The following is a 14673-nucleotide window of genomic DNA, read 5'->3' on the forward strand; positions in this document are numbered from 1 at the left end:
CCGCGGCGCTCCTCCCGACGCTTCGCGTCGGGAGACGGGAGCGAGTCGCTGCGCTCCCCGCCAGGGAGCCGCTGTGCGGCTCGCAGTGGGTCGAGTGCCGTTGCCGTCGATCGAGTCGCTTCGCTCCTCTGAATTCCGAATCTTGGTTCTCACCAATCGAATTCATCGTGACACCTGAACTGGTACCCGACACCCGAACGAGGCTGGGGAGGAGGGAGGGGTTACGAAAAGCGCCCCGTCTCGCGTCCACTGCCTCGTCATCATCATGCTCTCAATCATACACCCCCACCCACCAAACCGCAAAACAATCTGAAAACACAAAACACCGAAACCCTCATCACCGCAACAACATTCGACGTTGATTAAAACACCATCGTGCATAACCAACGAAACCCACACAACACCAACCGAATACCGAAACATGCTGACACACAACAACATTCAAAACACCTAAAAACGAGCCCCACAACACCCCCACACCACCCAACCCGAACACCCCGCCGGCCCCCGCCGGCACCCAAAAACGCCGGCGCCCCACCGCCAGGCTCCCCAACAGCCACCCAGGGACGTGTCATCACCGCAGGTAAACGTCACAAACGCACGCCAGCACACGAGTAACACATCTTGCAGTCGCTACGCGCGAACACTTTGATCAAACCGCCCGAATCACCTCGCAATGACCGCCAGCCGGGCGGGGAACAGACCGCGGTCATTGCGGGCGATATAGCTCAGGTAAGCAGATCAACCCTTACCGCAGTCAGGGCGTGGGTCCATCGGTCCAGAAAGTGCGGGCACGACCGCGGCGATCGTTCCACAGCTCGTTCTTCTCCCGGAAACCAACAACTCCGGCTGCCTGGTCCGCATCGGAAACCTCCCATGCCCCGTTAACTGCCCCGGTGAGTCCAGCAGAGAGTTTCTCGAAAGCTTGCGCTGTTTTCAGGTCGGCCTCGGCGCCATTATTGATGATAAATTTTAGCTGCCGTAGCGCTTGTTGATTCTTACTCAACACCACACCGATTAATTCTTCGACTGCGCTATCGAGGAATTCGTCGTCTACGACACGATTCCACAGCGTCAGCTGCGCCGCCCGCGAGGCCGGGTGCAAAGCTCCCAGAAGGTTGACCTCTTTCGTCAGACGCCGTCCGATCAGTCTCACCATTCGGGTGGTTCCGCCCCAACCGGGCGTGATTCCGACGTCCACCTCCGGCATGCCCCATTTCGCACTGGCTGCGGCTACGACGAAATCACACGCCATGGTAATTTCCAGACCTCCACCGACTGCGAAACCATCAACTTTTGCAATGGTGACCTTGTCGAGCTCTTCGAGGGTATCGGCCATGTGTTGATATCCGGTTACCCGCCTCATGATTTCGTTAGCGTTCCTGATCTGCCGCGGGGATTTCGGACAATGGAGATGACTAATTCAGGCCGTGATCGCGAGCTGCTTGTAACTGTAGTGGACATCGTTCGGGAACCGGTATCCGAGTGCTGAATGTCGACGCCTCGAATTGTAAAAGCCTTCGATGTACTTGATGATGTCTTGTCGCGCTTTGTCTTTGGTGGGATAGACTGTTCGGTAGATGCGCTCGTTCTTCAGTGCCGCAAAGAAACTTTCGGCCATACTGTTGTCCCAACACACCCCAGTCCGTCCCATCGACGACCGTATGCCCAGAGAGCTCACCAGAGTCCGGTAGGCCCGAGAGGTGTAGACACTGCCGCGATCGGAGTGAAAGATCGCGTCCGGCTCGATGAGGGTCGTTGCCGCTGCGTTCGTCAACGCAGTCGCGACGAGCTCGGTGCGCATGTGATCTGCGATAGACCACCCCACGACTTTGCGAGAAAAGCAATCGATGACCGTCGCGAGATAGACGAACCCCTGCCAAGTGTGAACGTAGGTGATGTCGCCGACGAACGTGATCCCCGGACGGTCCGCGGTGAAGTCCCGCAGCAGCAAATCCGGAACGACCGGTTCACCGTCCGGGGCGGAATCGGTGGTGACCCGAAACGGACGCAGCTGGCACGGGATCAGGTCGTGTTCTCGCATGATCGAACGCACCAATTCCGGGGAACACTCGACGCCGGCTGCGGCGAGATCTGCATGGATGCGGCGGTAGCCGTAGGTTCCGTTCGATGCACCGAAGAACGATCGAATCTGTTCTGCAAGAACATCTCTGCGGATGGAAGTGGCGGACTGTGGTCGGCTGCGCCAGTGGTAGAAACCGGACGTCGACACCTCGAGCCAGCGGCATCGGTCGACTATCGAGACGGTCGTGGAGTCGTCGGTGACGTAGGAGTCGACGAACTCGTACTTCGCCACTACCGTGGCTCCCGCGCGAAGTACGAGGCCGCTTTTTTCAGGAAGGCCGCTTCTGCCCGAAGCTCACGGTTCTCGCGTTCGAGCTGGTTGAGGCGGGCGCGTTCGGTGAGCGTGAGATCCCCGTCGGCAGCACCGCCGTGGGTTTCGCGGTACTTGACGAGCCAGCGCCGCAGGCTGTCGTCACCGACCCCGTAGGCCTTGGCGACTTCGCTGACCAGCTTGGACGACTCGACGACCTCTCGGCACAGTTCGTCCTTGAACTCTGTCGAGAACGATCTCCGTGATCTGCTCATGCTGGTCGGACTCATTTCAGTAGATCCCTATCGTAAGCGGGTCCAGTGTCCGAAATCCGTGGGCCGATCAGGGCTCACAAGTACGGGATCCGCGCACGAGATCGGTTGCATGGCGGGGAACGTCGGATTCACATCCACGATCTCCGCTCCAGCGCGGTCGATAGGTTCCGAACCGTCGTATCTCGCCCCGCACGATGCCGTCCCGACAAACCCTTTGACCCCGTAGCCATCGGCGAAAGTGAAGGACCGTGAGACGGTGAGACCGCGATCAGTCAGAGCTTGCGTCATGGTCGAAGCATCGAGAGAGACGGCTTTCCCTTCGTCGCTGCTACAGGCGCCCGTTCCGAGCGTCACCGCGGTCACAGCGGCGACGCCAAGACAAATCCGCCCGACACTGTGCAGCGCTCTCACGAGGACTCCTTCATACGTTCTGCAGTGGGGCAACATCGTGTTCAACAAATACTTCGTCGCACTCACCGACGAAAGAAGGGCTTGAAGTGGTCACGTACCGCTGCAACGTTTGCCTTCTCAAATGGTTTAAACGCGGAAGGATCTACGATCGCTCCGCGCAGTCGGGTAGCGGCGGCGACAACGCTCGAACAACTTGACAATGCCAATCAATGGCCGCTGAGTGAATCGAGCCAGCACCGGAGGTGCGCGGCGGTTTCTGCTGCCTGTTCCTCGATGATCGAGAAATGATTTGCCTCGATGCTCTCGATCGGTCCACGGTGTTGCCAGCCGGGGACAGGATCGACATCTCCGAAGTTGCTCAGCGTCACGGTAGCCCGCAGATTCAGCGTCGGCGCGGCGATCGACTTGGCCTCGCGCTCGGAATATATCCGAACATAGCCACCCATGGCGACCAGGCCGTGGTCGTCCACGGGAGTCAGTGCGTTGTCCCGCGACAGGATCTGCCCCAATGCATCGGTGAGCACTAGGCGGTTCAGCTCGAGATCTTCCGGCGAGTAGGTATCGATCATCGCGACGCCCACAAGCTCACCACCGTCGTCTTCGAGCCGCCGTGCGACCGCATGAGCCAACGCACCACCGATCGAATAGCCGATGAGCGCCACCGGGCTTTGTTCAAGTTCCGATGCGACGGCGGCCGCAAGGCTCTCGATCGCCGCTGCCCATGTCGCCGGCAAGTTGTCGCTTGCGCGCATGCCGGGCAGCCGCAACGCACTGACCTGCCACTCGCCGCCAAGTTCGCGGGCAAGGCGGGCAAACTGGTGTGGGCCCGATCCCGCGAGGAACGAGGGTATGCAGATCAGTGCCGGTGTCGCGGCGCCCCGTGCCAGGAGCTGCACAGCCGGACGCTGTGCAGCAGCCTCCTCGGCAGGGTATGTCGTCATCAGAGCCGAGCTCGCGCTCAGCAGGGGCATCGCCCCTGCCAGCTCACCGCGGCGTTGCGCTGCCGACACCAGGTCAGTGATCGTTCCGCGCGGGCCGACCGGCGCCTGGTTGTCCACACTGGTGTCAGATTCCTCCATGCGCGATCGCACCAGTTTCGCCACATCCGCGGCGGTCGGGTAGTCGAAGATCAGCGTCGACGGCAACACCAGCCCGGTCAGCTGTGCGAGCCGGTTCCGGAATTCGACGGCACCGAGGGAGTCGAAACCGAGCTCGGTGAACGGCGCGTCCGGGTCGATCGCGTAACCGGACAGGTGGCCGAGGACTACCGCGGCGACGTTGCGCACCTCTCGCACGGTCATTACGTCGCGGTCGGCGTCCGGCAGTGAGGCCAGCTGCAGCGCCAGGCTGACGCCGGCACTAACGTCGGCTGGGGGAACCCCAATCATGCCGCGCAGGATCGCGGGTAGTGTGCCGCCGCGCGCCAGTGCAGTGAGCGCCGCCGTGTCCAGCAGTGCCGTTGTCGGTGTCGCCCGATCAGTCGCGAGTGCGTTGTCAAACAACGCCATCCCGGACTCCGGGTCGATCGGGATCAGGCCCAGCCTGGCCCGAATCTGGCGCGCGTATTGATTGGCGTCGTCGCCACCGAGTATCCGTGCCATGCCCACAGTCCACAGTCCCCAGCCCAGTGAGTGCGCGGACAAGCCTGCACTGCGCCGCACGCGTGCTAGCGCGTCTAGCACGCTGTTCGCAGCGGCGTAGTTGCCCTGGCCTTGTCCGCCGAGCAACGGCGCCGCGGACGAGAACAGTACGAACGCCGACAGATCCAGGTCGCGGGTCAACTCGTGCAGGTTTAGTGCCGCATCGACTTTCGGTGCCAGCACCCGAGTCGTTTGCGCGGTGGTGAGGGTGTCGAGCGTGCCGTCGTCCAGGACGCCCGCCGCATGGATGACGGCAGTCAGCGGGGCTTCGGTATCAATGTCGGCCAGGAGGGCGTGAACCGCGGCACGTTCGGTGACGTCACACGCCACCACCCGGACGCGGGCGCCGAGGTCGGTCAGCTCGGCGACCAGTTCGGCGGCGCCGTCCGCGGTGTCACCGCGCCGCGATGCCAGCAGCAGCCGTCGTGCGCCGTGTGCTGTGACCAGATGTCGGGCGACAATTGCGCCGATGCCGCCGGTGCCGCCGGTGATGAGCACCGTGCCCCGGTCGAATGACGGTGGCACACCCGGTTCTGTTGCTGCCAGCGGTTGCAATCGCGGTGTCAGGAGCCGACCTTCGCGGACGGCGATGTGTGGTTCGTCCTGGGCCAAGGCGTCGGCGAGCGACTTAATCGGCAGGGCGTCGCTGTCGTGGTCGATGAGCAGGAACCGGCCCGGGTGCTCAGACTGTGCGCTGCGCACCAGGCCCGCCACGGCGGCTCCGACCAGATCGGGTACCTCGCCGGGCAGTCCGGCGGCTGTGCGTGTCACGATCGCGAGTCGACCAGGGTGTTCGGCGCCTATCCAGCCCTGCAACAGTGCGAGAGTCGTCAGTACGCCGGCGTGTATGTCCGCCGCCCCAGCACCGGTTTCTCGGGGCGCCCGCCACACCACTGCGTCGGGAACATCCTCCAGCACAATGAGCTGGGCCAGATCGTCACAGCATGTCAAGGGCTCACAGGCTGTGACGGTCGCCGGGTCGCCGAGCACAACAAGGCGCCCGGTGTCCGTTGTGGAGACGAGGGTTATGGCAATCCACTCAAGGTCGAACAACGGTGCCGGGCCGCGCAGCTGTGCCAAGGTCTGCCGCTCGATCGGGCGAGCCTGCACCGACTCGATGTTCAGCACGAGGGCACCGGTCGAGTCGACCGCCTCAACGCAAAAGGTGTTCGGTGCGACGCGGGCGATGCGTGCTCGCAAGGCACCCACGCCGGACTGTGCCAGCTGGACACCGTCGAAGGCGAAGGGCAGTGGAACCCCTCCGTCCGGCCCGCCATCGGCAAGATTGTCGATGGCGGCGTGGAATACCGCGTCCAGCAGTGCCGGATGCAGCCCGAACGCGGTGGCGCGCGCTGCAGTTTCGGTGTCGAGTGCTAGGTCGGCGAATACTTCCTCCCCACACGACCACGCGGCGCGAACACCCTGGAACACCGGGCCGTACCCTAAGCCCACATCGTCTAGCGCTCGGTACACCTGCTGCACGTCGACCGGATCGCCCGTAACCGGAGGCCACGCCTGGGACCAGCTCGGCGGCGCGGTCGGCACGGCGGGCGAGAGTATGCCGCGGGCATGCAGCACCCAGGCGTCGGCGGCGCGGGCGTGGATGACCACGGCCCGGTGCCCATCGGCGTCAGGTTGATCCACGGCGAGCTGGATGTCCGCGGCAGCACCATCGGTGGTGAGAATCAGCGGCGTCGCGAGAACCAACTCCGCGAGGCGCGGCACGCCGAGCCGGGTACCAACGGCCAGAGCCAGTTCCACGAATCCGGTACCTGGCATCAAGATCGTGTCGAAGACAGCGTGGTCGGCGAGCCATGGGTGCGTACGCAGCGAGAGCCTGCCGGTGAACAGCCACTCGTCCTTACCTGCGAGCTGCACCTGGGAGTGCAGCAGCGGATGGGCGGCGGAGTCGGCACCGGCGAGTGGCGCGGCAGCATCCGCGGGCAACAGCCAAAATCGTTCGTGCTGAAAGGGATAGGTAGGCAACGCGATCCGTGTCTGCGGTCGAGATCCGAAGTAGGTCGCCCACCGCACCGGCCGACCCGCGCAGTGCGCGGTTGCCAGCGCGACGACCAGCTGCTCGGGTTCGGCAACTGTGCGACGGGATCCCGCGACCACAGAGGTGCCCGCTACGAGATCTGTCGCAAGAGTGGCGCGTGTAATGGTCGTCAGTGCCGCGTCCGGGCCCATTTCAACGAACAGGCGCACACCCGAATCGAGCAGTGACTGCACCGCCGGCGCGAAGCGTACTGCCTCGCGCACCTGCCGAACCCAATATTCAGGCGTACTCAAAGATTCGACGGCGAATTCGCCGGAAACCGTGGAGCACAGAGGTATTCGCGGATTGTGGTATGTCAGGCCTGCGGCGATCTCCGCGAACTCGGTCAGCATCGGATCCATCAAGGCGGAGTGGAACGCGTGGCTCACCCGCAGCCTGGTGGTCTTGACACCCTCGGCCACCAACCTCGACTCGAGCGCTGATACCGCTTGGGTGTCTCCGGAGAAGACCACCGCATCGGGAGCGTTCACCGCGGCAAGGGAGACCGCGACGACCGCCGAATCAGTATTACCCGCAGCCAGCAGTTCCACGGCCTGCTCCTCCGGCACCGCGGCGGCCAACATGCTTCCACCTGTCGGCAGAGCCCCCATCAATCGACCCCGGGCCGCAACGAGTCTGCATGCATCCGACAACGACCACACACCGGCCGCATACGCCGCGGTCAGCTCGCCGATCGAATGCCCGGCCACCGCATCCGGCGTCACGCCCAACGACTCGACAAGGCGATACATCGCCACCTCGAACGCGAACAAGGCGGGCTGGGTGTACTCGGTGCGGTCCAGCAGAGTCTCGGCAGTCTCGCCGAACATCACATCCCGCAGCGAATGCCCCAGGTATGCATCGAATTCCGCGCACACCTCGTCGAGGGCAGCCGCGAAAGTTGGGAATGCCCGATACAGCCCAGAGCCCATCCCGATCCGCTGCGCGCCCTGACCGGTGAACATGAACGCTGTCGTGCCTGTCTGACTAGTGCCGTTGACGATGCCGGGTCCCGGCTCGTCGGCTGCCAGGCGCGCCAAGGCCGCCAGCAATGTCTCCCGATCCGAGCCCACGACGGCGGCGTTCTTTTCAAGCCGCGCGCGGTGAAGCGCCAGCCTCACCGCAACGTCGGTCAGGTCTAGCTCCGGACGTTCGCGCAGCGTGTCGTACAGACGGCGCGCTTGGGCCCGCAGCGCAGGTGCTGTCCGCGCGGACAGCAGCAACGGCACGACCGCCGGGCGCGGTAGATCGACCGGCGGCGGCGGCGGGGCCGCGGGCGCCTCTTCGAGGATCACGTGCGCGTTGGTCCCGCTGATCCCGAACGACGACACTCCCGCCCGGCGGGGACGCGCCCCGATCGGCCACTGCTCGGCCTCGGTCAGGATCCGTACCGCGCCCGCCGACCAATCCACGTGCGGCGACGGCGCGTCAACATGCAAGGTGGACGGCAACATCTCATGCCGCAGCGCCTGCACCATCTTGATCACACCGCCGACACCGGCAGCCGCCTGCGTGTGCCCGATGTTCGACTTCAACGATCCGATCCGCAGCGGCTTGGCGCGATCCTGTCCGTAGACGTTGATCAGCGCCTGCGCCTCGATCGGGTCACCCAACGTGGTGCCCGTGCCGTGCGCCTCCACTGCATCCACCTCGGCCGCAGCTACCCCTGCGTTGACCAGCGCCTGCACGATCACCCGCTCTTGGGACGGACCGTTCGGGGCGGTCAAGCCATTGCTCGCACCGTCCTGATTGATTGCGCTACCGCGGATTACAGCCAGCACCGGGCGCCCATTACGCTGCGCGTCGGACAACCGTTCGAGGGCGAGCACGCCGACGCCCTCGGACCACGAGACACCGTCCGCGGCACTGGAGAACGCCTTACAGCGCCCATCCGGTGACAGCGCCCGTTGGCGGGAGAACTCCAAGAACAGCATCGGAGTCGACATGACTGTCACCCCACCGACCAGCACAAGCGACGTCTCCCCGGCGCGCAATGCCTGCACCGCCAGATGCAGGGCCACCAACGACGACGAGCACGCCGTGTCCACTGTCACCGCGGGTCCTTCCAGACCCAGGGTGTAGGACACCCGGCCGGAGACGACGCTGCCGGCCGATCCGGTCGCCAAGTAGCCTTCTGCAGCGCCGTCGGCTGCGTCGCGCGCCAAGTAGCCGTAGTCCTGATACATGACGCCCGCGTACACAGCGGTATCGCTCCCCCGCAGTGAGGTCGGATCGATACCGGCATCTTCGAGCGCTTCCCAGGACGCCTCAAGCAGCAGCCGCTGCTGCGGGTCCATCGCAGCCGCCTCACGGGGTCCGATTCCGAAGAAAGCGGCATCGAAATCACCTGCGGTCTGCAGGAATCCGCCTTCTCGGGTGTAGATCTTGCCAGGTTTTCCGGGGTCGGTGTCGTACAGGTGGTCGAGGTCCCAGCCGCGGTCGCCCGGGATCGGGGTGATCGCGTCGACGCGTCCGGCGATCAATTCCCAGAGCTGGTCAGGATTCTCGACGCCGCCGGGATACCGGCAGCTCATGCCAACGATCGCGATTGGCTCGTCAGCCGTGGCTTTGGCCCTGGTCGCGGCGGGGCGAGATCGCGTCGGCGCCGAACCGTCGACCCGGGTACGCAGGAAGCCCGCAACAGCGGCGGTGGTTGGATAGTCGAACACCAGCGTGGACGGAAGCTGAACACCGGTGATGGCAGTCACTCGGTTACGGAACTCGACTCCGCCGAGCGAGTCGAAGCCTAGTTCTGTGAACGGTGTTTCGGAGTCGATGGCGTCGGCCGACTCGTGGCCGAGGACCACGGCGGCGATCGCGCGGACCTCGTTACGGATCAGCTCCTCCCATTGATCGGCGGGGGCGTCGAGCAACCGCTGGCGCAATGGGCTGTCGGCGATCTGGCCGCGCGACGGGACATGAATCAGGCCACGCAGTACTGAAGGTAGCGTGCCGAGACGACCCAGAGAGGTGAGGGCGGGTGCATCGAGCAGCGCCGTCATCAGCATCGGTTCACCGGTGGCCAACGCATTGTCGAACATCTGCATGCCTGTGTCCGGCTCGATCGGGGACAAACCGAGACGCGTGCGGATCTGACGCACCAGATGATCGGCACCCGGGTCGTTCAATGACTCGGCCATGCCGAGCATCCACAGCCCCCAAGCCAGCGAATGCGCGGGAAGACCGGCACTGCGGCGCTTCTGGGCAAGCGCATCCAACGCCGAGTTCGCGGCCGCGTAATTGCCCTGGCCCTGCCCGCCGAGCAACGGCGCGGCAGAGGAGAACAGCACGAACGCGGACAGGTCCATGTCACGTGTGAGCTCGTGCAGATGCCAGGCTGCATCAACCTTCGGGGCGAGCACCCGATCCACCTGCTCGGCGGTCAAGGTCTCGATGGTGCCGTCGTCGACCACACCCGCGGTGTGCACGACCGCAGTCACCGATTCATGCGCCGGTACAGATTCCAGTAGCGCAGCGACCGCGGCACGGTCGCTGACATCGCACGCGGCGATGCGTACGGCAGCGCCCAGCCCGGTCAGCTCGGTGACCAGCTCCGCGACGCCCGGCGCGGCGAAGCCACGGCGGGAGACGAGCATCAGTCTGCGCACCCTGTGCCGGGTGACCAGGTGGCGTGCGGTGACGGCGCCCAATCCACCTGTACCGCCGGTGATCAGAACCGTGCCATCACCGAAGGGCTCGCCGGTCGATTCGACGGTGGTCGTACGAATCAGCCGTGGTGCCACCGTGGCGCCGGCACGGATCGCGAGCTGTGGTTCATCCGTGGCAACCGCGGCGGCGATCCGCTGGTGTAGGTCCACGAGGTCGTTGTCGTCAAGGTCGACGTTCACGATGCGCCCCGGATGTTCCGATTGCGCACTCCGTACCAGGCCGCGGACGGCGGCTGCCGCGAGGTCTGGTGTCTCACCGGGCAGACCCGCGCCATTGCGGGTCAGCACGATCAGCGTCGAGTCGGCGCAGCCCGGCTCGACGAGCCAGTCGCGCAGCACCGCGAGGGCGTTGTGCACGGCAGTGCGGATAGTCGCGGGGACATCGTCGCCGTCCGCCGACGCCGTTTCGGGCGACCAGACAACAGCCGCGCCTGCGTGGCCCCCGCCCGTCGCGAACGCCGCGACATCCCCGAACGTCACAGCGCAACCTGCGACTGGTCGACCCAGTGCGACCAATTGCTGGTCCGACGCCGCAGGTGCCGTCACCGGTGTCCAGTCGAGAGCGTAGAGCGGGCTGCGGGCACCGGCTAGAACGCGCGCGTCCGCGGGGCGGGCGAGCACGGCGTCGACCGACAGCACCGCGACGCCGGTGGCGTCACAGGCGTCGATGCGCACCTTCTCGGCATCCAAGCGGCTGATGCGGGCGCGGACCGCGGTGGCTCCGTGCCGGAACACCCGGACGCCGCCGAAGGAGAACGGAAGCGGCAACCTGCCGTCAGGTAAGTCGTCGGCGAGTCCATCGATGACAGCGTGGAAGATCGCGTCCAGTAGCGCCGGATGCACCACGAATCCCGCCGCCCGGCCCGCTGTCGTCTCGTCCAGGGCCACTTCGGCGAAAACGTCGTCACCAATGGTCCAGGCGGCGCGCGCGCCTCGGAAATTCGGGCCATAGCCGAATCCCAGGTCGGCGAGCCGGTCGTACAAATGCGTCCCGTCGATCGGCCTGCCGTCAGTGGGCGGCCAGTCAGGGTCGATCCAGTCCGGCGTCACGCCGTCGGCGGGGGCGAGGGTACCGGTGGCATGCAGCGTCCAGTCCTGCTCGCCCGCGTTGGACCGCGCGGTTCCGGTGACGGCACGCGAGTAGATCGACAGGCTGCGACGGCCGGTGTGGTCGAGCTCGGTCACCGAGACCTGCACGTCCACGGCAGCCGCACCGTCGAACAGCAGCGGCGTCGTCAGGACAAGTTCGTCCACGACGGGCAGTTCCAGGCGGCTACCCGCGGCCAACGCGAGATCCACGAACCCGGTGCCGGGCAAAAGCATCGCTCCGAAGGCCGTGTGGTCCGCGATCCACGGCTGGTCGGTGGTGGAGAGCCTGCCGCTGAACAGCCATTCGTCGCGACCGGCAAGCTGCGATACGACGCGCAGCATCGGATGATCGAGCGCGGCGAGGCCGGCGCGGCCCATGTCACCGAGCGCACCACCGTCGGGCTGCACCCAGTAGCGGCGATGCTGGAAAGCGTAGGCAGGCAGATCGAGGTGGGTGACCGGTCTTCCTTGTGACAGCGGCGCCCAATCAACGGTAACGCCCGAGCAATGGGCGGCGGCGAGTAATCGCAGGAACTGGTCGACCTCATCGACGCCGCGCCGTGAGGCCGCCACGACCAGCGAGCGGGATGCCATCTCGTCGCTCAGTGTCTGTCGAGTCAGCGCCGCCAGTACCGCGTCCGGGCCCACCTCGACGAACCGGCGCACGCCGACGTCCACGAGTGACTGCACAGCCGGGGCGAACCGCACGGCCTCGCGTACCTGCCGCACCCAATACTGCGGCGTCAGCAGTTCGGGACCGGCTGGTGCACCGGATACCGTGGAGCACACACCAATTCGTGGCGCCTGATACGCCACCGATCTGGCGACCTGCTCGTACTCGGCGAGCATCGGCTCCAACAACGCCGAATGGAAGGCGTGACTGACCGTCAGCCGTGTCGTCTTCACACCCTCGTCCGCCAGCCGGTCCTCCAGTGCGACGATCGCCCTCGTCTCTCCCGAGAACACCATCGCCGCAGGCGCATTCACCGCCGCCAAGGAGACCGTCCCCGTCGCGAGTAGTTCCAGCGCCCGCTCCTCCGACACCGTGGCGGCGAGCATCGCACCATCTGTCGGCAGCGCACCCATCAATCGACCACGGGAGGCAACCAGCCGACACGCGTCAGCCAGCGACCACACCTCGGCCACATAGGCCGCGGCCAGCTCACCGATCGAATGCCCGACTACCAAATCCGGGGTCACGCCGAACGACTCCAAGAGGCGATAAAGTGCCACCTCGAACGCGAACAGCGCAGGCTGCGTGAACTCCGTCCGGTCAAGCAGGGTCATGCGCTCGATGTTGCCAACACTGTTCCCGGCACCATCAGTGTCGCCGAACATAACCTCGCGTAGCGATACCCCTAGCAAGGCATCGAATTCCCCGCACACCTCGTCGAGGGCAGCGGCGAACACTGGGAACGCGGCAGCCAACCCCGCGCCCATACCTTCACGTTGCGCGCCCTGACCGGTGAACAGGAAAGCCGTCTCGCCGGTGGTGGCGACATCTGACACAACATGCGGAGATGCCGAGCCCGCGGCCAGGGCCGTGAGGCCAGCGCGCAGACTGACCCCGTCGGCGCCGAGCACCGCGCCGCGTCGATCCAGTTGAGCGCGCGCAGTGGTCAAGACCGCAGCGACATCGGCGTCATCTACCTCGGGATGGTCGGCGAGCCAGGTCAACAGCCGGCTCGCCTGTGCTCGGAGTGCGGTCTCCGACTTGGCCGAAAGCAACCACGGTGTGCGCAGCGTCGGCGGGCCCGACTCTGACTGTTGTACAACAGTATTCGGTCCAGTCACACGATCGACAGCACCTTCGCGCGGCGCCTCTTCGAGGATCACGTGCGCGTTGGTCCCACTGATCCCGAAGGACGACACCCCCGCTCGGCGCGGACGATCAAGCTCCGGCCACTGCTGAGCCTGCGTTAGCAGTTTCACCGTGCCCGCCGACCAATCGACCTCGGGAGTCGGCTTGTCCACGTGCAACGTCGAGGGCATGACCCCCTCACGTATCGCCATAACCATCTTGATCACGCCCGCGACACCCGCTGCGGCCTGGGTGTGACCAATATTCGACTTGACAGAACCCAACCACAACGGGTTGTCGTCCCCACGGGCCTGGCCGTAAGTTGACACCAGCGCCTGCGCCTCGATCGGATCACCAAGCCGCGTACCCGTACCGTGCGCCTCCACGACATCCACCTCGGACGCCGACAGGCGGGCGTTAGCCAACGCAGCCCGAATGACCCGCTCCTGAGAAGGCCCATTCGGCGCAGTGAGCCGGCTGCTCGCACCATCCTGATTCAACGCGGAACCACGAATCACCGCCAGCACCCGATGCCCACTGCGCTCGGCGTCCGACAGCCGCTCCAGCACTAACACACCCACGCCCTCGGCCCAACCCGTGCCATCCGCCGACGACGAGAACGCCTTACACCGCCCATCCGACGACAACCCACGCTGCCGAGAAAACTCCACGAACGTGCCTGGTGTCGCCATCACCGTCACACCACCAGCAAGCGCCATCGAACACTCACCCTGACGCAGCGACTGAACAGCAAGATGAAGACCGACCAACGAGGACGAACACGCGGTATCGACCGTCACCGCCGGCCCCTCCAACCCGAAGGTATAGGCCAAACGACCCGACGCGACACTGCCCGCGCTTCCGGTCAGCAGATAGCCTTCGAAACCCTCGGGCGCATCGGGGATCCGGGAGCCGTAGTCGTCGTACATGACGCCCACGTACACCCCGGTTCGAGTACCCCTCAGCGCGGCCGGGGGGATGCTTGCGTGCTCGAATGCCTCCCAGGCCGTCTCCAGCAGCAACCGCTGCTGGGGGTCCATCGCCGCAGCCTCGCGAGGACTGATGCCGAAGAACTCAGCATCAAACCGATCCGCCTCATACAGGAACCCACCTTCACGGGTGTACGAGGTCCCGAGGTGGTCGGGGTCTGGGTGGTACAGGTTTTCCAGGTCCCAGCCGCGGCCCTGGGGGAAGGGACCAACTGCGTCACGTTCGGAGCTCAGCAGGTCCCACAGGTCTTCCGGGGAGGCGATACCGCCCGGGAGTCGGCATGCCATACCCACGATCGCGATCGGCTCATGTGCGCAATCCTCCAGATCCTGCACACGCTGACGGCTCCCCCGCAGATCGACCATTGCCCGCTTGAGGTAGTCGCGAAGTTTCTGCTCGTTGTCCATGTCTACCTGCTCAGTTCGT

The 14673-nt window shown here is 65.1% G+C and carries 3 protein-coding genes and 1 pseudogene; all 4 read right to left on the minus strand.

Annotated features, from left to right (window positions below):
- Positions 1-757 precede the first annotated feature (757 nt).
- The gene (locus ABH922_RS25105) at positions 758-1339 is read right to left on the minus strand and encodes an enoyl-CoA hydratase/isomerase family protein (RefSeq protein WP_424809786.1); all 582 of its coding nucleotides are present in this window, start codon (positions 1337-1339) and stop codon (positions 758-760) included.
- Between the two features lie 84 nt (positions 1340-1423).
- Positions 1424-2610, minus strand: a protein-coding gene (locus tag ABH922_RS25110; protein ID WP_424809787.1) for an IS3 family transposase whose coding sequence is annotated in 2 segments (ribosomal slippage) — positions 1424-2349 and positions 2349-2610 — 1188 coding nt in all. Because the reading frame shifts where the segments join, the coding sequence is not laid out codon by codon here.
- A gap of 617 nt (positions 2611-3227) precedes the next feature.
- Positions 3228-11417, minus strand: coding sequence for an SDR family NAD(P)-dependent oxidoreductase (locus ABH922_RS25115; RefSeq protein ID WP_424810308.1), 8190 nt, complete (start codon positions 11415-11417; stop codon positions 3228-3230).
- Positions 11418-14668, minus strand: a pseudogene (locus ABH922_RS25120) (type I polyketide synthase); the annotation flags it as partial. It lies immediately after the preceding gene.
- Positions 14669-14673 lie beyond the last annotated feature (5 nt).

This window comes from Rhodococcus sp. 27YEA15, from assembly GCF_049739425.1.
In the GTDB taxonomy this organism is placed as follows: Bacteria; Actinomycetota; Actinomycetes; order Mycobacteriales; family Mycobacteriaceae; genus Rhodococcus_F.

Coding starts and splice junctions, on each gene's coding strand:
- ABH922_RS25105 (WP_424809786.1), bottom strand. CDS start 1,339: ATGGCCGATACCCTCGAAGAGCTCGACAAGGTCACCATTGCAAAAGTT.